Below are 22,947 nucleotides of genomic sequence, written 5' to 3' on the forward strand. Positions count from 1 at the left end.
TAATGTATATTTTTTATCATGACTATTCACATAAAAAATACCGTGAAAAACAAAATATTCTTTACCTTAAATAACAACCAATTAAGCAACATTTATTATAATGATTAAATACTATAAAACATAAAAGAGGGAGACGTTAGACTAAAATCTAGTTGATTTGACGCGTTATAAATGACATAAAGCTTATTTATCTAAATGATATAAACTATTAATCAGATGAATATTTCAAAAATTGACCTTAACTTACTTATCTATCTAGACGTATTGCTTCGAGAGAAAAATGTGACTCGAGCCGCAAGTCAACTAAATATTACTCAGCCTGCCATGAGTAATGGTCTGAAGCGTTTACGCACATTGTTTAACGATCCTATTTTAGTAAGAACATCTGATGGAATGGTGCCAACTGAGCGTGCTAGAGCACTTTCACCGATGATAAGAAAAATCCTGTTAGAATTAGAAGAAGCATTACAAGGTGAAGAAGAGTTTAACGAGAAAACCAGTCAGCGAGTGTTTCGATTAATGGCAAGCGATTACGCCGCATCTACTCTCTTGCCAGTTTTACTTCGAAAAGTAAATCGCATAGCACCCAACGTGACAATAGACATTATGACCCCTAGTGACGTTAACTTTCATGATGTTGAAGCCGGTAAAATTGATATGGCAATTAACCGGTTTGATGAACTACCACAATCATTTCATCAGAAAACTATTTGGCGTGACGAATTTTCATGTTTATTAAGTGCAGATAATGAAGTTGTTACTAAGTTCAACCTAAACAGTTACTTAGCTTCAAAACATGTTTGGGTATCTAAAACCGGTTTTGGTGTAGGTGTTGGTATGGATCCGAAAGATGTGCAAAAACTAGGGTGGGTTGACGAAGCATTAGCACGTTTAGGTAAAAAGCGAGATATAAAGGTTTTCACCCGGAGTTATCACGTGGCAATGCAACTCGCTTTTGAAGATGGTTTAGTTGCAACACTGCCGACTAAAGCAGCTATGCTTCATAAAGATGATGCGAATTACACCATTTTAAAACCCCCTTTTGACATTCCAGATATTGAGCTAAAAATGATATGGAGCCCTTTACTACACCATGATGCAAGTCATATTTGGTTCAGACAGTTAGTCATTGAAGCAGCAAATGAACACAGCAGTGACCGTTAAACATTATGCCTGCGCCATTATATTCAATTATTGTCATATTAATCTGTTTGTTTGCAGGTTACGGAATTAATTTTGCTGTTGGTGGTTTACCCCCTAGTCTTTACGGAATGATGCTATTTACCATCTCGTTACACTACAAACTAATAGATGATAAAACCGTAGCAAATAGTATCAGTTGGACTTTAAAAAACATGGGAGTCTGTTTTGTACCAGCAGGTGTGGGCATTATTGAACACTATGACTTAGTAAGGTCACATGGTATTGCTATGGTTATCATTACCTTTGTTACCACTTGGCTGCTGCTTACCTTTGTCGGGTGGACAGTACAACAACAAGAAAATAAAAAAGCACGTTAACATGGTATTTTTTGGCTCTATTTTGTTTTTTTGTATGATAACCATCTTGATTTATCAAGGCTTCGTGAAACTACAAAACCGATTAAATCAGGTGTGGTTAAATCCAATGTTGTTTTCAGTAATTACGATTATTGCACTGCTGATGTGGTTCCAAATTGACTATCATACCTATCAAACGAATAGTCAAATAATTACGTGGTTATTACAGCCTGCAGTAGTAGCACTTGGTTATCCACTTTATCAGCAGTTGCACAGTATGAGAAGTCAATGGAAAAGTATCACTATATTACTCACTATTTCCGCTTCACTCGTTGTTATTATTAGTTTTTTATTCACTTATATTATCACCAAAGAGTACGGCATTTCGGTCTCCATAGCTTTAAAGTCAATTACTACCCCTATTGCACTAGCCATTACTGAACAATTAAATGGCAATCAGGCAGTTACTGCTTTTGCGATAATACTTGCAGGTTTATTTGGCGCATTGATGGGAGTGCCGTGGTTACAATTAATTGGTGTAAAATCTCATAAAGCCCAAGGTATTGCTGTAGGAGCCGCGAGTCATGTTTTAGGCACTGCTACGATTAGTCAACTATCGTTTCAACATGCCGCCTATGGTTCTTTAGCCCTAATTATATCAGCCACTATAACAGCAATTATTTCACCCGCGATCATCCACCAATTGATGGTAATGCTTAGCTAGAGTATTGCTAATAGCGTAGCATTTCATATCAAACATTCAGCAAACATTAACTCTTTATAATATACATTCACATTATGAATGTTTGTTATCACAAAAGACAATAATTGTTTGTTGCGAAGCTGAATAATAACCACCAAAAACAATTTATTACTTAAAATCAAATACTTAAATTGACACGCAAGCCTTGTGTCTTATTGTATATTTTTACTAAAAACTTCACATAGACTTTCGTGCTATTGAATAACCATTGTTAACTGGTACATTCATGCTGACACTAGATTGACAACACCCCTGAAAACTTTCTTTTTGATGTTGTTACTTTGATCACAACGAATTATGACGAGGAATCATCATGTCTGAACGCACGCACATAGCAGGGTTACAAGTATCAACATGCCTTTACGAATTTGTAGAGCACGAAGTGCTAGTTGATTTACCGATAAAAACAGCTGACTTTTGGCAACAATTTGCTGCAATTATTGAAGATTTATCCCCTATCAATGCTGCGTTACTACAAACTAGAGCCGATTTACAACAAGCAATTACGACTTGGCACGAACAACCTCACAATGATGTAAATAATACCGAAAGTTATAAAAGCTTTCTTGAAAACATCGGTTACATAGTACCGAAAGTAGAAAACTTTCATATTACGACTGAAAATGTAGATGATGAATTAGCACGAATGGCAGGCCCACAACTTGTTGTGCCTATTACCAACGCACGATTCGCACTCAATGCGGTGAATGCACGTTGGGGAAGTTTGTATGACGCGTTATATGGCACTGATGCAATCGCTGATCAAGAAGGTTATAGAAGAACCCATGAATATAACCCCGTGCGGGGACAACAAGTGATCAGTTATGGTAGAGATTTTCTAGATAATGCCTTGCCATTAACCTCTGGCTCTCATCAACAGGCCGTGAGTTATCAATATATTGATAATGAGTTAATTATTACCCTTGCTGATCAAAAAACCGTTCGATTAAATAACCCTTCTCAATTGTTAGGGTTTCAAGGTGAACTGACTGAGCCTAGTTGCTTATTATTTGAGCACAACGGTTTACGCTTTGAAATTAACTTTAACGCAAACAGTGAAATTGCTTCGAGAGATTTAGCTGGTGTTAGCGACATTACTTTAGAGTCAGCTTTAACAACAATTATGGACTGTGAAGACTCTGTAGCAACCGTCGATGCTGAAGATAAAGTATCAGCGTATCGCAACTGGCTAGGGCTTAATCAAGGAAAGCTATCAACGAACGTTACCAAAAACAACCAACAATTTGTGCGCACAATGGTCAGCGACAAATGTTATAAAACCCCAGAAGGAAACAGTTTCACTTTAAGTGGGCGCAGTTTAATGTTTATTCGCAATGTTGGCCACTTAATGACAAACGACGCAATTATCACACAACAAGGAAAGCCTGTTTATGAGGGAATTCTTGATGCAATGATCACGGCTACTATTGCTCTTTACGATATTTTAGGCAAAAACCCATTAACCAACAGCGCTAAAAAATCTATCTATATTGTAAAACCCAAAATGCACGGCCCAGAAGAAGTCGCCTTTTCAGTAACCTTATTTGATCGTGTAGAACGCGCATTAGGTCTTGCTAAAAATACCATTAAAATGGGAATTATGGATGAAGAACGGCGCACAAGTGTTAATTTAAAAGCATGTATTTTTGCGGCGAAAGAGCGCGTAGTGTTTATTAATACTGGCTTTTTAGATCGTACCGGTGATGAAATACATACTTCTATGGCGTGCGGTGCAATGGAAAGAAAAAATGCCATTAAAGATACCCCTTGGATTAGCGCATATGAAAATAGTAATGTTGATATTGGCTTACAAAGTGGCTTATCTAAAAAAGCACAAATAGGAAAAGGCATGTGGCCGATCCCTGATAATATGGCTGATATGTTAAACAGCAAAATAGCCCATGTTAATGCGGGCGCAAACACAGCTTGGGTACCATCACCAACAGCTGCAACGTTACACGCCTTGCACTACCACCAAGTTGATGTATTCCAACTAAGAGAGCAACTTTCCAGGCGTGTTCCTGCAAACTTAGACGACATGCTTTCGGTTCCTTTAGCTAAAGATACCCATTGGAGTGAACAAGAAATTGCCGATGAACTCGATAATAATATTCAAGGAATTCTTGGCTATGTCGTTAGATGGATTGACCAAGGCATTGGTTGTTCGAAAGTGCCTGATATTAACGATGTTGGTTTGATGGAAGACAGGGCTACACTGCGTATTTCAAGTCAGCATGTAGCTAACTGGTTAAAACACGGGATCTGCCAAGTTGAAGAGGTAGAAAATAGTTTCAAAAAAATGGCAAAAATAGTAGATCAACAAAATAGTAATGACCCAGCTTATCAGCCTATGTGCCATGATCTTTCATCAAATGTGGCATTCAATGCCGCTAAAGCCCTTGTCTTTGAAGCTGAAACACAACCCAATGGTTATACAGAACCTTTATTACATGCCTACCGATTAAAGGTTAAGCGTTTGAATAGCACCGACAAAGCAGTCAGTTTAATCGCGTAATGAACAAATAATTCAACGGTAACAACGATTAATCTCAAAATTTCGACCGCTTATCCCAAAGCATTCGCATTTACCCGTTATTACAATTAAAGTAAAAATGTAAAAACGAGTAAATGCGAAAGTTAGCAAATTGTTAATTGCGCGATAAATTTGGTGAGAGGATGAGACAATGAAATCATTGGCTAAGCAAATACTAATCAAAAGTACCATCTGCATACTTTTATTAGGAACAGGAAGTATAAGCGCTGGGCCAAGAACAAACATCGACGCTGAACATTTAACAAAAGCTCAAACAAATTATATTTTTTTTGCACCGCAAGTGATGTCTCAAGGGACTAATTATTCTTCTCTGTTTACATCTACGCAACATTATTCAGCACTACTCACCAATAATACCAAGCACTCTCAACTTGCACGTTGTGCCAAAAAGAAAAACGAGCTGTATGAGTTAACAACCATTATTAGCGATAAGTTACATGTGTTGCTGTCATATTTCGATGAAACACCAAAGTATCAATTCGCCGATAAACGTGAAAATAAAGAAGCCTTACCTATTGAAGGTTAAAAATATAGGCACTCTAAAATCCTCTACATTCCTAATTTTTAACTCTCATCACAATGAAAAACAAAAACATTGAGTTCAATGCCTTTGCCTTAACATTTAATTTCCAGAACTGAGAAGACGGTTTACAAAACACGCAATTCTGCTATTAAAACCGCTAAGAGCTAACCCACACAGCAAAAAAAACTCATCCATTATCACATTACCTTGTTATTAAAGTTGATTTAGTAAAATAACCAAAACACCATAAAGCCTTGTGCTAACTTATTAAATTTATTATGTTTAATACATAATAATAAAGGATATTTATGAATTTATTTAACGCCCTAACCTGTTTAGCACTACTCTCGACATTTAGTCATGCACACACTTATACTTTACAACCCTTGAATAACTCACTTGGTATTAAAAAAGAGACTGCTGTACCAACACTAAACTTAGCAACGTTTAATCCGCAAAAGCTGCAAAAGCTCAATGAGTTTCTCAAAACATCAAATACTTCTTCTTTAGTATTAATGAGCGAAGGGAAGGTGTTATTTTCGTTTGGCGATATACATAAAAAACATACCATTCATTCAATACGAAAACCGATGTTAAACGCCCTATATGGTATATATGTTGACCGAGGTAAGATCAAAATAGATACGCCCCTTGCTTCTTTATCAATAGATGATATTACTCCGCTCACAAAAATTGAGAAATCAGCCACTATTAAACAAATTTTACAAAGCCGATCCGGAATTTACCTACCTTCTGCTGCAACCTCACCAGCTATGCTAGACAATATGCCTAAGAGAGGTGAGTTCTTACCCGGAGAAAAGTTTTTTTACAATAACTGGGACTTCAACGTAGCAGGCGCTATTTTTGAAAAGTTGACCGGAGAAAACATTTATTCAGCCTTTTACAAAGAAATAGCTAAGCCTTTGAATATGCTTGATTATAAAGGTGAATATATCACTATAGATAACAATACTGATATAGCTAAGCTAACTGCTGATGGCTTTTATCAATATGAACGCGATAAATCAAAATTTCCTGCATATCATTTTAGAATGTCGGCCTATGATTTAGCACTTTTTGGACAGTTATATGAAAAGAATGGTCTTTGGCATAACAATCAACTTATATCAAAAGATTGGATAACCAAAAGTACTACATCTTACTCTATTACAAACCCTTATTTAGATTTTGGTTATGGCATGCTTTGGTATGTTATTAATGCTAATAAGACCCGTCCAAACAAAGCGTTTTACCATACAGGTGTTGGCGTTCATATGTTAGCGGTTTACCCAGGTTCAGATTTTGTTTTAGTACATCAGGTAGATACCGAGTCGACTGTTCAATTTGAACAAAAAAACCTATATAAAATTATTTCATTGGTATTTGATGCATTAGAGCAATAATAAAGGGTCCATTGTCACTATCAATGGACCCTTTATTTAACGAGGTTTAAAATTGATATCGTTTAGACTTCGCTAATAATTGCTTAGTGTTAATATCGTCGCCAGCACAGTCACTAATGTCTTTTTTACTAAACACGATAACGCTGTCTTTATAGCGATTCCCCTGTTTTGCACCGCCCGATTTAATCAGTAAATTTACATGTTCAGTTCTTGGCACTGCTTTTAAGCCATTACCATATAAACAAAACGTTTCTGCCAGTGAATAAGACAACGATTTATAGTAAGCAATACGTTCTTTTTCGCGTTCTGCTTGTTTAACAAGCTGTGCTTTTCTTACTTCCTTGTCTTGCTTTTCTAATGACTTCATTAAACTTTTTAGCTTGTCTTTTTGAGCTTGTAATGATTTTACGGCTGATTGCAATTCAGCTTTTGATTCCTTATCTGCTCTGCGTAATTGGAACTCGTGATCTCTTAACTCTCGCTCTACTTCTCGAAGCTCATACGTTGTGTCACGACGCCTTTCTCTTAAATCACGGTAACTTTCATGATTTTCATGCATTGCTTCCATGGCTTGTTCATAATTACTGGCGGCACTTTCCATCGCTTCTGCAACCTTTTGCTCCAATTCAACATCAACTAGTCCATTAAATTCAATATCTTCTACTGAAGGTAAAGGTGGTATTGGTGCTCTAGGTGGCAATGGTACGCCGTCTGGCAAATCAAAACTAAACCTCGCATTACCCCAATGGTTTCGAAATGTGCTTGAGCTAATGGAAAACAATACGCCCTGTCCTTTAAGATAGGTAGTTTCAACCCCGTTTATTGCGATTGTTTTTCCGTTGTGCTCTTGTGTTGAGGCTGATTTAATGATTTTACTCATTATCGCTAGTTGTTTATGCATAGCAGCAAACTCATCAGTAGATGACGCCAATACAGTCGTTGACATAAAAGCGGGTATTGCGGCACATAAAGCCGTAGTTGCGTACTTTTTCATGGGTTACTCCTCTGTGATCCAGTTAGCTGTGGTTACATTATCGTTTGCAGATGGAACACTCGCGCTCTGATAAAGTATGGTTTCAGCGAATCGTTTAAATGTTAATTGTTGTTGTCGTTGATCATCTTGTCGTTGATCATTGATATAGTTAATAAAATCATTCATGTCTTCTTTACGTTCTTTACGCGAAACACCCATGATATAACTTGCCAGTTGAATATTACTTTCTTGCTGTTTACCAGTGATATCAGCCGCATAATTCGCTAATACTATTTGTTGCTCTTTGGCAAAATTTTGTAATTTTTGATCCAGTAATGTTTCAACATTTTGGGTTATGTCTGCTTGGTTATTACCTGCAAAGCTAACGCTAACCCCCTGTTCTTTTATCACGACTTCTACATTCAAAAAAACCAAGGATACTGCGAATAATGAGAACACAAATGACATGGCTGGTAGTCCTTGCCATTGCCACCAAGGCTTTATTTCTGTTTCAAAGCTTGCTGAACGATCCCAGTTTGGTACGGGTTCATCTGGGGTTATATCGGCATAATGTTCTATTTTCTCAGTGATCTGTGCGCGTTGTTCCCATACGTGATCTTGTTTTAAATCACTTCTATTACGTCGTGCAGTTCCAGCGCTTTTATCCATTAACCACTCGCTAAATTTAGTATCTAATGACGCTTCATCATGTTTGCTGTCAGTATTTTTAGACATAATCTAACTCCACATATTCTTTCAATTTATCTAAACCACTATAAAGTCTAGATTTTGCTGTATTGATTGAAATGCCCAATTGATAAGCTATATCATCAAATGTTGCATGTTGGAAAAATTTTAATTCAATCACTATTTTTTGGTTAACAGGCAGTTTGTCTAATGCCTGTTTTATATCTAACTGTTGTTGATTCAATGTCATCTGCTTTTCAGGGCAAGCTTGTTCGTCAATATCTTCTTGTTCGGGTGCGTCATCTAAAGATTGTGTTGGTTTTTTACGACGATAAAACTCCATACAACGATAATGTGCAATTTTAAACATCCACCCTTTAAAGGGGCTTTCTCCTCTAAAAGAAGATAAATTTCGAAACACTGCTACGAAAACATCCTGCATCAAATCAAGCGCATCTTCACGATTGTTAACCATACGTAATGCATAGTTAAACAAGGCTTTTTCATAGCGCTTGACCAACGTTATCCAGGCAGACTTTTTACCTTTTAGCGCTTGTTTTACTAGCGTTTCATCGCTTCGTTCGAACACGCAATTTCCTATTTTTATTAAAATTTTTCATTCGTTATCTAATATGTCGATGTTGGAGAATAAATAGTTTGAAATCGTATCATTTTTTTTTATTTTAATACTTTCTCTTTCATAGCAAGAAAATATACTCGATATAATTCAACAGGCTATTTTGTTACACCACACTTCTTAAGACTTTCGAGTTATTTAAATGCGCTAATGTCATGCTAAACTAATCAACTATATCAATTGATTTTACTGTTTCTAAAAATACGGTACTGTTAATTAAAATGTTTCAAAGACTAAGGGAATAAAATGATCACAGCTTCCGCGCGTCATATTTTAGTTAATGATGAACAGCTTTGTGAGCAGTTAAAAGCTGAATTAGCCTCAGGCGCTGATTTTAGCTTACTGGCAGAGCAGCATTCAGATTGTCCGTCTAAGCTTCAAGGTGGAGCGCTAGGTTCATTTAGTCGAGGACAAATGGTGAAAGCGTTTGACGATATAGTTTTTACTGCCGAATTACACACCATTCAAGGGCCGGTAAAAACCCAATTTGGGTATCACTTAATTGAAGTCACCAACCGAACAGATAAATAGTCCTTCTTTAGTAAGTACATATTACTTCATATTTTAATTGTTTTTCGTTTCGGCTAAATACGATTAATTGAAAATTGAGAAGTAACATCCAAAAAAAATGTCAGCAATGCTGACATTTTTTTATCTATAACGATATACGCTGGTTCAGGTGAAAACGCTTTGTAACGTCCAGAAAATAATTATTGATAGACCCGCGCCTACTGGTAACGTGATAACCCATGAAACCACAATATTACGTACAACATTTAAATTGATTGCAGCAATACCACGCGCCATACCCACACCTAATACCGCACCTACAAGCGTTTGGGTTGTTGATATAGGTAAACCAGCACCTGAAGCGATCACAACAGTACAAGCTGCAGCAAGTTCCGCAGCAAAACCACGGCTAGGTGTTAAATGAGTAATACCTTTACCGATAGTAGCGATTACACGATGACCGAAAATGGCTAAACCTGCAACGATCCCTAGACCGCCCAAAGGTAGTATCCACCACACTAGCGGAGATTTTTTCACGATCTCTCCGCCGTTCTCGATAATGCTCACAACAGCAGCAAGTGGCCCTATAGCATTTGCCACATCATTAGAGCCATGTGCAAATGCCATACAACATGCAGTAACAACCATTAAGGTAGCAAACACTTTTTCAACATTCGCATAATGAGCAGATTTATCTGCATCTTGTTCAAAGTGTAATCTAGAGATGAAATATTTTCCGATAATAGCTACAACAACGGCAACAATTATTGCTAAATAATAACCACCGGCTCCGTCTAATTCAAAACTAACTATACCAAGGTCAATATTATCTAGCCCAATATGTTTTAAGCCTTTTTTAATCGTAACTAACGATAAAACAAAACCTGCTAAAAACATATAAAAAGGCACATAGCGTTTGGCGTTATCTAGAGGTTTATCGGTGTCAAAGATAAGTTTTTGTGCACTATTAAAAATAAGAAAAGCAATAACCCCTGAAATTAATGGTGTGATCACCCAGCTACCAACAATGCCCAGCACTTTACCCCAAGCAACAGTCTCAGGGCTAACGCCAATAGCAGCAAAACCAATTATTGCACCTACAATAGAGTGTGTAGTAGATACTGGCCAACCAAGCACAGAGGCAATTAATAACCAAGTCGCGGCGGCTAATAAGGCTGAAATCATCCCGAATACGAGTTGTTCAGGTATAGCAGCAAAATAACTTGGATCAATAATACCTTTACGGATAGTGGAAGTTACCTCACCACCAGCTAAATAAGCGCCAGCAAATTCAAATATCATAGCGATAATAATCGCCTGCTTAATAGTTAGCGCTTTAGAACCAACTGACGTTCCCATTGCATTGGCAACATCGTTTGCTCCAATGCCCCAAGCCATAAAAAAGCCAACGATGGCTGCGATCATTACAAGGATTGAACCATGTGTAGCTAAAATATCCATGATTAATCCTATTTTCTAGCGAGTAAAATTTCTAAACGAGCGCCAACTCGTTCTGCCAGGTCAGCTAAATCACCAACCCACTCAATAATTTGATATAAGAACATAACATCTACCGGTTTCAAATTGTCTTCAATTGCTAATAAATTTTTACGAATAGAAATTTGCAATAAGTCCGTATCATCTTCTATTTCATCAAGTTGGAGGATCATTTTCTCAACTATATCTACTTCACGCCCTTTAAAGCCCGTTTCTAACAAGCTGTCTAGCTCATTAATTGCTTCTGCTGCTTTATCAATTGCATCAATACAACGTTCAACATACTGAGTAAACTCTTGCTGTAATTCAGCAGGTATTTCGAGTTTTCGGCCTATAATACGGCCAGCAATATCTTTCGCTTTATTAGCAATCTTATCTTGCTGCGTTAACAACTCTAAAAGATCAGCACGATCAACAGGCATGAATAAGCCGCCAGGTAACTCTAAACGCAATTGGCGTTTTAGCTCATCGGCATCGTGCTCAAGTTTTGATATTTTTGTGCGGATCTTACCTGCTGTTGACCAATCATTTTCAACAACGGCAGCAAAAAAAGGAATTAAGTGATTTGAACATTTCGAAACTTTCCGAATGTGTTTTTCTAATGGTTTCAGGGGTGATTTTGCAAAAACACCCAAGATTGAATTACTGGCCATAAACTTTTCCAGGAGCAAATCTGCTCTTTATTATTCGACGGCGCGGATATTAACGCATTTGGCGCTAAATACAATAGTATTTAACCTCAAAAGTTAGTAGAAATCCGCATATGATAAACGACTACGCTTTTATCAGCTAAAGATAGTCGATAATTCAAACAGTTGCTATCAAAACACAAAAAGTGCTCGGTTACTAGTTTGAAAGTTTTCTAAGGTTTTATAACTTCTTCACATCTTCTATTGACGTGTGACGAACCACCTTGCCTTTGACAAAATAAATAATGTACTCACAAATATTTTGGCATCGATCACCGATGCGCTCTAACGCACGAGCAGACCAGATTACAGTCATGATTTGAGGAATTGAACGAGGCTCTTCCATCATGTAGGTCATCAACTGGCGCATTAATGCTTCATATTCTCGATCAATAGTATCATCACTACCATGCGTTTTAATAGCTGCATCAACATCCATTCTGGTAAATGCATCTAACGTTTTTTGCAATACTTCAAGCACTTTACGCCCAAGATTATCAAGATTCATCAGTAAACCACGATGCTCATTACTTAAGCTTTGTAGGGTCACTTCTGCTATTTTCTCTGCTTCATCACCAATACGTTCAAGATCAGCAATGGTTTTAACAATCGCCATAATTAGTCGTAAATCGCCGGCAGCTGGCTGCCTTTTGGCAATAATGCGTGTGCATTCATCATCAATACTCACTTCAAGATTATTAATTTTGTAATCACTTTGATGAACGATTTTCGCAAGCTCTTCGTCAGACTCATGAACAGAGGTCAACGCATCACTAAGCTGCTTTTCAACTAAGCCACCCATTTGCATCACGTGATTTATCACACGCTCTAAATCTTCATTAAACTGGCCTGATATATGACGACCGATATTTAAATTATCCACAAATTTTCTCCTCTCACACCGTCAAATTAACCGTAGCGTCCGGTTATATAATCTTCGGTTTTCTTTTTAACAGGTGTTGTAAATAGCGTGTTAGTATCACTATATTCAATTAAATCGCCCATATACATAAAAGCCGTTTGATCAGATACACGCGCGGCTTGTTGCATATTGTGAGTCACGATTACTACCGTAAACTGCTGTTTTAAATCGTTAATTAACTCTTCAATGGTCAACGTTGATATTGGATCAAGCGCTGACGTTGGTTCATCTAGTAATAACACTTCTGGTTCAATGGCAATAGCACGGGCAATCACTAAACGTTGCTGTTGACCGCCAGAAAGTCCAAGGGCACTGTCATGAAGGCGATCTTTAACTTCGTTCCATAACGCCGCTGCTTTTAGTGAGTTTTCAACCGCTTCATCTAAAACTCTACGGTTATTTTCACCCATAATACGCAAGCCATAAATAACATTTTCATAGATACTTTTTGGAAATGGGTTTGGTCGCTGAAATACCATGCCAACCTTTCGACGCAATGCAGCAACATCGACATGTTTATCATAAATATTTTGACCATGAAGGTTTATTTCCCCTTCAATATGACAACTATCAACTAGATCATTCATTCTATTTATGCAACGCAATAATGTAGATTTACCACAACCACTTGGTCCAATAAACGCAGTAACTTGCCCTTTTGGGATTGCCATGGTGATATTTTGCAATGCCTGCTTCTCACCATAAAACAAGTTTAAGTTATGAATATCGAGCGCTTTCTGTTCTGGAGACATATTAGCTAAGTCTAATTTATTTTGACTATCTAAAATATTCTGCGGGCTAACTGTAATCATAATATTCTCTTTAAATTCAATAATTTTGCAGTTGGAAGCGTACTTCCTCTTAAAGCTATTTAGGAAACTAATCCTTAATGCTCTAACATGCGATATTTTTCACGTAATCTATTACGAATTGAAACGGCGGTCATATTCAACGCAACAATAATGGTGACCAACAATAACGCTGTGGCATAAACCAACGGTCTTGCTGCTTCAACATTTGGGCTTTGAAAACCAACATCATAAATGTGGAAGCCTAAATGCATAAACTTACGATCTAAGTGTAAGAAGGGGAAGTTCCCATCAAGTGGCAAATTAGGGGCCATTTTAACGACACCAACTAACATTAAAGGCGCAACTTCACCTGCAGCTCGTGCAATCGCTAATATAATACCCGTCATTATTGCCGGGCTGGCAATCGGTAAAATAATCCGCCAAAGGGTTTCTGCTTTTGTCGCGCCAAGTGCCAAGCTACCATGACGCATAGCAGATGGAATACGTGCTAAGCCTTCTTCCGTTGAAACAATCACCACAGGTAAGGTTAAGATTGCTAACGTAAGTGCTGACCATAATACACCTGGTGTGCCAAACGTTGGGCTTGGTAAAGTTTCAGGATAAAACAATTGATCAAGTGAACCACCAACCATATAAACAAAAAAGCCTAAGCCAAAGACTCCATATACAATGGAAGGCACACCCGCTAAATTGATCACCGCTATACGTAATAATTTGGTCAGGGCATTATTACCTGCATATTCATGCAAATAAATCGCAGCAACCACACCTAGTGGCGACACAATTACGGTCATTAACAATACCATGAGCACCGTACCAAAAATGGCAGGAAACACACCACCTTCGGTATTAGCTTCTCTTGGATCGTCAACAATAAAGCTACCAATTTTACTAAAAAACGTCGCTAGTTTTTCTAAAAAGCTATACTGATTATTCGCTTCAACTTTCAAAATGTGTTCAAAGTTAATCGTGACAACTTGGCCATCCATCGCACGTACTTTAATATGATCACGGGCAACCTTAGCACGCAATGCCATCAACTCTTTTTCAAGCACGAGATAATCATCACGCAGCGCAGCAACTTTTGCTTTTATTTCTTGCTCTTTCTCTGGTGTTAACTTCTCTTGCAATCGGTATTTACGTTCTTGTAGTCGTAAACGTTCAATTTGATAATTGATGGCGCCAATATCGCTTTTTTGTAAACGTTCAATTTCAGACTGAAACACCGTAACGCGCGCTAACAATTCATCCATTTTATCAAGTGAAACTTGCTCACCGTCTAAATGCAGACTTTCAATAAAACCATAAAAATTACCGTTTGTTCTGCGCTCAATTACCACTAGGTCTTTCGGTGTAGAAGTCTTCTTAATTTCAGGTACTAAAATCCAGCGAAAATCCAAACTGACTAATTCACGGTTACCCGTTTTCACTAGGTAGCGCTCAAGATATTCTTGATCACCTAACGCCAAGTCCATGTGTGCTAATTGCTTAACTGGAATTTTTTCTCGATCATAAATTTCACCAATAACCGTATGTGGCTTTCCTTGCTGATCAATCATATCAAACTGATATAAAGTAGAAGGCCAAAAGTACGACAACCCATGCGAAGCAATTAGATACAACAAGCCAACAACGGAAATTAAACTAATACTAACACCGCCCGCTGAAAGCCAAATCCAAGGAGAGCCTGATTTAAACCAATTATTCATCTTGATACCCTACCTTACAACGAACTATATTTTTCACGTAATCGCTGACGTACAAATTCAGCTAACGTGTTAAAAATAAATGTAAATATAAACAGAACAAAAGCAGCTAAGAACAGAATACGGTAATGAGAGCTACCAACTTCAGATTCTGGCATTTCAACGGCAATATTGGCCGATAATGTCCGCATCCCCTGAAAAATGCTCCAATCAACAATCGGCGTATTACCTGTAGCCATTAATACAATCATTGTTTCACCTACTGCGCGGCCTAAGCCCATCATAACTGCTGAGAAAATGCCGGGACTTGCGGTAAGTAGCACCACTTTTATTAAGGTTTGCCAAGGTGTTGCACCTAATGCTAATGAGCCACTTGTTAAGTGTTTTGGCACACTGAAAATTGCGTCTTCAGCCATCGAAAAAATAGTAGGAATCACTGCAAAGCCCATTGCGATGCCAACCACTAAGGCATTTCGCTGATCAAATGAAATGCCTAAATCATTAGTGATAAACTGCCTAACATCGCCACCAAAAAAGGCTTCTTCCATCCAAGGCGACAGTGAAAAGGCAAAATAAGCCGCCAAACAAAGTACAGGTATAAGGATCAGTGGCGCCAAAGTATCTGGCAGCACATTTTTAATTTTTCGTGGTAATTTAAACCAAGAATATGCCGTGAGAAAAACCGTGAGCGGCAACAGTAATAACATTAAAGCAATCGCCGGCAAGTTATTTTCCACAATTGGCGCTAACCAAAGACCCGCCAAGAAACCGAGAATAACAGTAGGCAAAGCCTCCATAATTTCAATGGTAGGTTTTACCTTTTTACGCATTTCAGATGTCATAAAATAAGCGGTATAAATTGCTGCGGCTAACGCTACAGGTACAGCAAATAACATCGCATATAAAGCAGCTTTAATTGTACCGAACGAGATGGGAACTAATGAGAATTTTGCTTCAAAATCATCTGAACCAGACGTTGATTGCCAAATATATTCTGGTTCGGGGTACCCTTCATACCATACTTGTTGCCATAAGGCATGCCAGGTAACTTCAGGATGTTCGTTTTCAACGGCATAAAGTGAAAATTGATTATCTTGCAACAATAACAAACCATCAGCGCGAGGTGAAATGATGAATTCATCTGGCATAGTTTTGCTTAATTGCCCGCGCCATAAATCGTTATCACTCGTCGTGTAAAAAGCGCCCACGTCGCCTGATGAGGTGAGTGAATAAAAACTTTTTCGATATTGCTCTGTAATTATTTGACTAACAGGTTCGTTTTCACTCGCTGAAAATGTACGAATTTGTTTAAATTCACGGCCGTCATCACCCGCAACTTCAAACCACTGGCTAACAGTACCAGCGCTATCACCCAGTAATACCGAGCTACCGCCAGATAGCAACGCCATTGAAGATAAATGTAATGGTTTACTTCTTGATTGTGCCAGTTGCGGAATAATGGTTGCTTTTAGTGGAACTTCATCATCATAAGTCAGATCAAACACTAGCACTTGATCGCCACTTCGCACAAATGCCATGGCTAAATCAGGTGTGACTAGTACTTGATCTACTTTGCGAGTATCAAGAATAACGGTTTGGTATTCAATATCATATGCTGGGTCATAATTAAAATCATCTTCAGCAATGAGTGATGTTTTTATCAGACGATTATCTTCAGTAAAACCAACAAATACAGCACGTTCGTCATTCATTGCAAACGACAAATGAGTAAACGCTGCTTGTTGTTCATCAACAATAATAAAGTCTTCACCCAGTGGATATGTCACATTCGGGATAATGTCACGAGAGCCGTCACCAAATGTTGCTTGAAAGCCAGGTGAAACTAACTGCACATTACCTTGTACATCAAGTATTAGTTTATTTTCGGCGCCTACATCAATAACGTTCTTTATCGGATGTTCTGATACAGACAATGAATATACAGGCGAACGGGTTTTGTTTTCATTATCGGTTAACGAAAAGTATTCAACCTGCCCTTGCTGATTAATGGTATAAGCAAGTTCTTGCAATTCATCAATGCCAATGGCTAATGCATTATCGCCTGATGCTATGGTAAACGTCTGAACTTGTTCTATTTTCGCTGATTCAAAAACAGGTTTAATTACGTATAATAAATACAGAAAAATGAGCACTAAGGTAAAAAGCACACTGATTCCACCTAGGGTGATCAACCATCGCGCTAACGAGTTTTTCAGCTGTCGAGTGCCAACTGATTTCAATGCTATTGTCACTAAAGGTACCTTTTGGTCAATAGATAATCTTAATTGCAGCGATTATAAGACACTTTTATGACACATTTGTGACAAGTAACAATATCGTTTAATAATTGGATAAATTTATGACAAAAACGTCATGGCTATTGTTAAAATAATCTGCTTTGATATGTTACTAACAGTAGGTTATTAATGATTTCAGGGGAAGTGATGAGTAGCATTGAAAAATTAATGTCAAAAAATATTATAAGCTTAGACATCGACGATGACTTAGCAAAAGCAAAGATCGCATTTGATCAACACCCTATTCATCATATATTGATCTTAAACGGTAAAGAGCTTGTTGGCGTTTTTACCGATCGAGATTTATACAAACAGTTAAGCCCACACATAAATACGCGAAAAGAAACACCACGCGATACTTCTTTATTGCATCAAAAAGTACATCTTTTTATGAGTAGAGAGTTGGTTACTGCAACAATAAACACAACACTTAACGAAGCGGTGTTACTTTTTTATGACAACAGAATTTCATGTTTACCTATTGTTGATGAGCATTTCCGACCTGTAGGTATCATATCATGGCGAGATATTGTGAAAATTATCGCCTTACAATACCGCAATAAATTACAACAAGCACATCAAACATAATTTTGATAATTAAGAGCTACATGACAACATAGAACAGCCTGCTTTATGCTTTGCCCAATCTGGGCGTTTCCCTGCAAAATGAGCAGCTTCAGGTTGTTCCTGATAAGGGCTTTTTAATACCTCATACAACTGGTTAAGCGCGGTATAGTCACCTTTTTCAGCTTTTTCAATCACTTGTTGTGCTAAATAGTTACGCAACACATATTTCGGGTTAACTTGATTCATTCTAGACGCTTTCTCTTCGCTGGATATCGAGTTATGTGCGAGGCGTTGAGTATACACCGTTAGCCACTGCTGCCACTGTTCTTGTTGTGCTTGCGTTAGCAACTCATAAAAGCAATCATCCAAATGTGCTAACCAAAGATCAGGTTCGACTGGCAGTTTTGCCAATGAGCGATAGAAAATCGTCATATCCACATTTGTGTCAGTCATTAATTTTTCTAGAGCAATAAATAATGAGGGATCAGCATCGTTATCCAGTTGTTCAAAGCCTAATTTATCCGCCATCATTTGTCGCCAACGCTGTTCATATTGTTTGGCAAACGTTGACAATACTGTATTAAGTGGCTCTGCATCTTCAATTAAAGGATAAATTGCATTCGCTAGTTGAAACAAGTTCCATTGCGCTATTTCAGGTTGAGCACCAAAGCAATAACGCTTACCTTGTGCGTCTGTTGTGTTTGGAGTCCAATTTAAATCAAAGTTGTCAATCCAACCATAAGGACCATAATCTATGGTTTCACTTAGAATTGACATATTATCAGTATTCATCACGCCATGTACAAAGCCAACACGCATCCAGTGAACCATTAGCTGACATGTTTCATCAGCCACTTGATCAAACCAAGCTAAATAGCTGGCTTTATTAGGTTCACCAAGATGAGGAAAGTGTGTAGTAATTGTATAATCGAGCAGTTGCTTTAATAATGAAATATCACCACGCGAAGCTGGTAATTGAAAGCTGCCAAAACGAAGAAAACTTGATGATACGCGGCAGACAATTGCACCAAGCTCTTCTTTCGGGTGACCATCATAGAACATGTCGCGAGTAACTAAGTCACCTGTTAGGCATAAACTCAACGCTCTTGTTGTTGGAACACCTAGATGATGCATCGCTTCAGAACACAAATATTCTCTTATTGACGATCGTAATACAGCCAAGCCGTCCGCTCGACGAGAGTATGGCGTGCTACCAGCTCCTTTTAATTGAAGCGTTTTAAGGCCAATATCAGGTACATCAAGTTGCCCTAAATTAATAGCTCTACCGTCACCTAACTGTCCAGCCCAATGCCCAAATTGATGGCCACCATAATTCATCGCATAAGGTGTTGTTCCTGCCAGTAAGGTGTTACCGGTAAATATCTGAGCGAGTTTTATTTCGTCATTAACCTTTAACGTTAATGTTGTCGCGAGTGCTGAATTTAACGCAAGTAGCGAAGGATCAGCAGTGGTAGCTGGTGTCACAAAAGAATACGCCGCTTGCGTTACTGAACGGCAAAAGTTTTCTGATTCAGGATCAGCAGGCAATTGCTGAACAAAACTATCATTAAAACCACACTGAAATACACGCAACGTTCTCTACCACTCATAAAAGATTAATTTAGTGGTACTAAGTGTACGCGATCAACCGATTTAGCTAAAGCACATCACAAAATTACTCGGGCTCTTGTGAAACAACTTGATTTCGGCCCCACTGTTTAGCCAAATACATACGTTTATCTGCAATTTTTAATGCGTGATCTAGTGCTTCAAATCGATGGCACTCTGCGACTCCAAAGCTTGCCGTTACAGTAAATACTTGCCCATCAACATGGACTAAATTACTGGCGATAAGTTCTCTTAATTTTTCCGCTAATGCAGTACCTTGATCTTTTGTGGTGTTCACGAAGAAAAGCAAAAATTCCTCGCCACCTGTGCGAACTATCACATCATCTTTTCTAATATTTTCAGTACATAAAGCGGCGAAGTTTTTTAACACTTCATCGCCTACCTGATGACCATAGGTATCATTAATTGCTTTAAAGTGGTCGATGTCTATATTCACTAAAGACAAAGGGAAATACTCGCTATTTTTCATAAAACGATCGGTTAACACTGAAGACAAAAAGCGCCTATTAGGCAACTTTGTCAAACTGTCTGTATAGGCTTGTCTTAATTTAGTGTGGCTAATTTTAGCTAGCTTACTGTGACTTTGGTGGCGAAAATAATCTGCAATAAAGCTGATAAAGTTCATTAAAGCAAAAGAAGTAAAAAAGCGAGAAGTTTCGGCAGGTGCGTAAGAGGCGGGTATTGCAATTGACGGGTGCAATAATATAAGTAAAGCGATAAAAAATAAAAAATTGACTACGCCACCTATTTTCACCCCAAGTAAGACAAAAAAGATAAGTGGCATAGGGTATAACCAGTACAACGCAGTATTTTTGTAACCACCTGTATAAACAACCCCTAATAACAAAATAAACACACAAATTGCTGCAAAATAAAAATGTATTTCATCTTTTTTAAATAAAACAGCAAGAACAGCATTAGCTGTAATAAAAATTGCTCCAAAAAACAAAAACACTGATAATGTAACATCATAAGATTGGTAACTTTTTGCAGAAAAATACAAAATAACTGCGGCACCACAAAAACTAATTAGATAAAAGATCGATTTCTTACGGTAACGTTCTATATCATCAATTGTTGCTCGTTCTGAGAACTTATCCCACCAATCCATACGGTCGCCATCATTGTTATTTAGCAATTAGCCTTTAATAAGCAATAGCATAAATTAAATTCTTTGCGAGCTGCAACTTAAATAACAACCAAAAGTAACAAAGGTGTAATGAAAAGCTAATTCAAGAATATATTTATAACAACCATTGATTGTTGATGATATTCACCTAAAATATCGACATCATTCTGTTTTCAAAACTAAAGGTTTTTTAATGGCACAACCATTACCTGACAAATTTATTATGTCGATGCACCGCGTAAGCAAAGTGGTGCCACCTAAACGTACAATTTTAAAGGATATTTCCCTTTCTTTCTTTCCGGGGGCAAAAATTGGCGTACTTGGCTTAAATGGTGCTGGTAAATCTACTTTACTGCGCATTATGGCTGGTGTTGATACTGAGTTTGAAGGTGAAGCAACGGCTTTAGCAGGTACTAACATTGGTTATTTACCACAAGAACCCGCGTTAGATGAAGCAAAAACAGTGCGTGAAATTGTTGAAGAATCTGTTGCTGAGGTAAAAAACGCGATTGCCCGTCTTGACCAAGTATATGCTGAATACGCCGAACCTGATGCCGACTTTGATGCCTTAGCCAAAGAGCAAGGTGAATTAGAAAACATCATAAATGCGCAAGATGGACATAACATTGATAACGTTTTAGAACGAGCTGCTGATGCGCTTCGTTTACCCGATTGGGAGCAAAAAATCGAGGTTCTTTCTGGTGGTGAGCGTCGTCGTGTTGCATTGTGCCGCTTATTACTTTCTAAGCCAGATATGTTATTACTTGATGAACCAACGAACCATTTAGATGCTGAATCGGTCGCATGGTTGGAGCGCTTCTTACATGATTACGCAGGCACTGTGGTTGCCATTACCCATGACCGTTATTTCTTAGATAATGTAGCCGGTTGGATCTTAGAACTTGATCGTGGCCACGGCATTCCATGGGAAGGTAATTACTCTTCGTGGCTTGAGCAAAAAGACGCGCGTTTAGAACAAGAAAAGCGAACAGAGAATGCCTTACAAAAAACCATAAAACATGAACTCGAGTGGGTGCGTTCAAACCCTAAAGGCCGTCAAGCGAAAAGTAAAGCCAGAATGGCACGTTTTGAAGAGCTCAATAATCAAGAGCATCAAAAACGCAATGAAACTAACGAGCTCTATATTCCACCGGGGCCTCGATTAGGCGATAAAGTATTAGAAGTTAATAATTTAACTAAGTCGTTTGGTGATCGCGTGCTTATTGATAATTTAAGCTTCAGTATTCCAAAAGGTGCTATTGTCGGCATTATCGGTGCTAACGGTGCTGGTAAATCGACACTTTTTAAAATGTTATCAGAAACGGAACAACCAGATTCTGGTAGCGTAGAATTAGGTGATACTGTGAAATTAGCCAGTGTTGACCAATTCCGTGATGACATGAACCCTAAAGCTACTGTGTACGAAGAAATATCAGAAGGTCATGATATTCTTACTATTGGCAATTATGAAATCCCTAGCCGTGCATATTGTTCACGTTTTAATTTTAAAGGCAACGATCAACAAAAGTTTGTGGGAGATTTATCTGGTGGTGAACGAAACCGCGTACATTTAGCTAAACTAGTTAAAACCGGCGGTAACTTATTACTACTCGATGAGCCAACCAACGACCTTGATGTTGAAACATTACGAGCGCTTGAAGAAGCATTACTTGAATTTCCTGGTTGTGCCATGGTTATTTCCCATGACCGTTGGTTCCTTGATCGTATCGCAACGCATATTATTGACTACCGTGATGAAGGTCAGGTCAATTTTTATGAAGGAAATTATACTGACTATGAAGAATGGCTGAAAAAAACCTTAGGAAAAGACGCTGCTGAGCCACATCGTATTAAGTATAAACGAATCAGTAAGTAACTGATAAATAGAGTATGTTGAACTTTTTTGTTTGAGGTTTGTTCAAATTAAACGCCTTCTGATCGCGGCACTTGGATAATTGCATAGTCATTCTATGGTTAATTCCATGCGTCTAAGAAGGCGATCGCTTAGTGTGCATTTAAAGGTTTAGAAGCACTGCCTTGTATAAGCACCAAACTAATTGCTGCAAAAAATAAACTTGAAAGATCAACACTCTCAAATGTTTACCTTAAAAAGCATCTTAATGAATATTTAAGGTGCTTTTTTTATAAAT

At 38.0% G+C, this 22,947-nt stretch carries 20 protein-coding genes; 9 read left to right on the forward strand and 11 right to left on the reverse strand.

Going from position 1 to position 22,947, the window contains the following annotated elements; all coding sequences use genetic code 11:
* Window positions 1-216 precede the first annotated feature (216 nt).
* The 6 genes from Q4489_RS10625 (at window position 217) to Q4489_RS10650 (ending at window position 6,742) form a co-directional block, all read left to right on the forward strand.
* Window positions 217-1,164, forward strand: a complete 948-nt coding sequence (locus Q4489_RS10625; protein ID WP_303480021.1) for a LysR family transcriptional regulator — start codon at window positions 217-219, stop codon at window positions 1,162-1,164.
* Between the two features lie 5 nt (window positions 1,165-1,169).
* Window positions 1,170-1,520 carry a CidA/LrgA family protein gene (locus Q4489_RS10630; RefSeq protein ID WP_303480023.1) on the forward strand — a complete coding sequence of 117 codons (351 nt, stop codon included), beginning with the start codon at window positions 1,170-1,172 and terminating at the stop codon, window positions 1,518-1,520.
* Window positions 1,521-1,554: 34 nt separating this feature from the next.
* Window positions 1,555-2,223, forward strand: coding sequence for an LrgB family protein (locus Q4489_RS10635; RefSeq protein WP_303480026.1), 669 nt, complete (start codon window positions 1,555-1,557; stop codon window positions 2,221-2,223).
* A 352-nt stretch (window positions 2,224-2,575) separates the two neighbouring features.
* Complete coding sequence (locus tag Q4489_RS10640) at window positions 2,576-4,777, forward strand: malate synthase G (RefSeq protein WP_303480028.1); 2,202 nt, start codon at window positions 2,576-2,578, stop codon at window positions 4,775-4,777.
* Between the two features lie 169 nt (window positions 4,778-4,946).
* Entirely contained in the window at window positions 4,947-5,342 is a 396-nt protein-coding gene (locus Q4489_RS10645) for a hypothetical protein (RefSeq protein WP_303480031.1), read from the forward strand.
* A gap of 305 nt (window positions 5,343-5,647) precedes the next feature.
* Window positions 5,648-6,742 (forward strand): serine hydrolase, encoded by a 1,095-nt coding sequence (locus Q4489_RS10650; protein ID WP_303480034.1) that lies wholly within the window; start codon window positions 5,648-5,650, stop codon window positions 6,740-6,742.
* Between the two features lie 46 nt (window positions 6,743-6,788).
* On the opposite strand, the gene Q4489_RS10655 is transcribed toward Q4489_RS10650, so the two are convergent.
* Genes Q4489_RS10655 through Q4489_RS10665 form a run of 3 tightly spaced genes read right to left on the reverse strand, consistent with a single transcriptional unit; the run spans window position 6,789 to window position 8,991 of the window.
* Window positions 6,789-7,736: a hypothetical protein gene (locus tag Q4489_RS10655; protein WP_303480037.1), complete on the reverse strand. Its 948-nt coding sequence runs from the start codon at window positions 7,734-7,736 to the stop codon at window positions 6,789-6,791.
* Window positions 7,737-7,739: 3 nt separating this feature from the next.
* Window positions 7,740-8,450 carry a hypothetical protein gene (locus Q4489_RS10660; protein WP_303480040.1) on the reverse strand — a complete coding sequence of 237 codons (711 nt, stop codon included), beginning with the start codon at window positions 8,448-8,450 and terminating at the stop codon, window positions 7,740-7,742.
* Window positions 8,443-8,991 (reverse strand): RNA polymerase sigma factor, encoded by a 549-nt coding sequence (locus tag Q4489_RS10665; protein WP_303480042.1) that lies wholly within the window; start codon window positions 8,989-8,991, stop codon window positions 8,443-8,445. Before Q4489_RS10665 ends, Q4489_RS10660 begins: the two co-directional genes overlap by 8 nt.
* A gap of 294 nt (window positions 8,992-9,285) precedes the next feature.
* Between Q4489_RS10665 and Q4489_RS10670 the strand changes: the two genes are divergently transcribed.
* Window positions 9,286-9,570, forward strand: a complete 285-nt coding sequence (locus tag Q4489_RS10670; protein WP_303480047.1) for a peptidylprolyl isomerase — start codon at window positions 9,286-9,288, stop codon at window positions 9,568-9,570.
* Window positions 9,571-9,714: 144 nt separating this feature from the next.
* Here the strand turns inward: Q4489_RS10670 and Q4489_RS10675 are convergent, their stop codons facing one another.
* The 6 genes from Q4489_RS10675 to Q4489_RS10700 form a co-directional block, all read right to left on the reverse strand.
* A complete protein-coding gene (locus Q4489_RS10675) occupies window positions 9,715-11,010 on the reverse strand; it encodes an inorganic phosphate transporter (RefSeq protein WP_303480051.1) in 1,296 nt (431 codons plus the stop codon).
* 8 nt (window positions 11,011-11,018) lie between these two features.
* A complete protein-coding gene (locus Q4489_RS10680) occupies window positions 11,019-11,699 on the reverse strand; it encodes a TIGR00153 family protein (protein ID WP_074498892.1) in 681 nt (226 codons plus the stop codon).
* Window positions 11,700-11,916: 217 nt separating this feature from the next.
* Window positions 11,917-12,618: a phosphate signaling complex protein PhoU gene (phoU, locus tag Q4489_RS10685; protein WP_303480055.1), complete on the reverse strand. Its 702-nt coding sequence runs from the start codon at window positions 12,616-12,618 to the stop codon at window positions 11,917-11,919.
* A gap of 26 nt (window positions 12,619-12,644) precedes the next feature.
* Window positions 12,645-13,469, reverse strand: coding sequence for a phosphate ABC transporter ATP-binding protein PstB (pstB, locus tag Q4489_RS10690; protein WP_303480057.1), 825 nt, complete (start codon window positions 13,467-13,469; stop codon window positions 12,645-12,647).
* Window positions 13,470-13,543: 74 nt separating this feature from the next.
* A complete protein-coding gene (pstA, locus tag Q4489_RS10695; RefSeq protein ID WP_303480060.1) occupies window positions 13,544-15,178 on the reverse strand; it encodes a phosphate ABC transporter permease PstA in 1,635 nt (544 codons plus the stop codon).
* Between the two features lie 14 nt (window positions 15,179-15,192).
* Entirely contained in the window at window positions 15,193-17,427 is a 2,235-nt protein-coding gene (locus tag Q4489_RS10700; protein ID WP_303480063.1) for an ABC transporter permease subunit, read from the reverse strand.
* Window positions 17,428-17,619: 192 nt separating this feature from the next.
* On the opposite strand from Q4489_RS10700, the gene Q4489_RS10705 reads away from it, so the two are divergent.
* Window positions 17,620-18,060, forward strand: coding sequence for a CBS domain-containing protein (locus Q4489_RS10705; protein WP_303480065.1), 441 nt, complete (start codon window positions 17,620-17,622; stop codon window positions 18,058-18,060).
* A 9-nt stretch (window positions 18,061-18,069) separates the two neighbouring features.
* Here Q4489_RS10705 and Q4489_RS10710 read toward each other — a convergent pair whose 3' ends face one another.
* Together Q4489_RS10710 and Q4489_RS10715 are read right to left on the reverse strand one after the other, a co-directional pair.
* On the reverse strand, window positions 18,070-19,632 hold the full coding sequence (locus Q4489_RS10710) for a YdiU family protein (protein WP_303480066.1): 1,563 nt from the start codon (window positions 19,630-19,632) through the stop codon (window positions 18,070-18,072).
* Between the two features lie 82 nt (window positions 19,633-19,714).
* Entirely contained in the window at window positions 19,715-20,806 is a 1,092-nt protein-coding gene (locus Q4489_RS10715; RefSeq protein ID WP_303480068.1) for a GGDEF domain-containing protein, read from the reverse strand.
* A gap of 184 nt (window positions 20,807-20,990) precedes the next feature.
* Between Q4489_RS10715 and ettA the strand changes: the two genes are divergently transcribed.
* Window positions 20,991-22,673 (forward strand): energy-dependent translational throttle protein EttA, encoded by a 1,683-nt coding sequence (gene ettA / locus Q4489_RS10720; protein WP_303480069.1) that lies wholly within the window; start codon window positions 20,991-20,993, stop codon window positions 22,671-22,673.
* Window positions 22,674-22,947 lie beyond the last annotated feature (274 nt).

This window comes from Thalassotalea sp. 1_MG-2023, assembly GCF_030546745.1.
Classification (GTDB): Bacteria; Pseudomonadota; Gammaproteobacteria; order Enterobacterales; family Alteromonadaceae; genus Thalassotalea_C.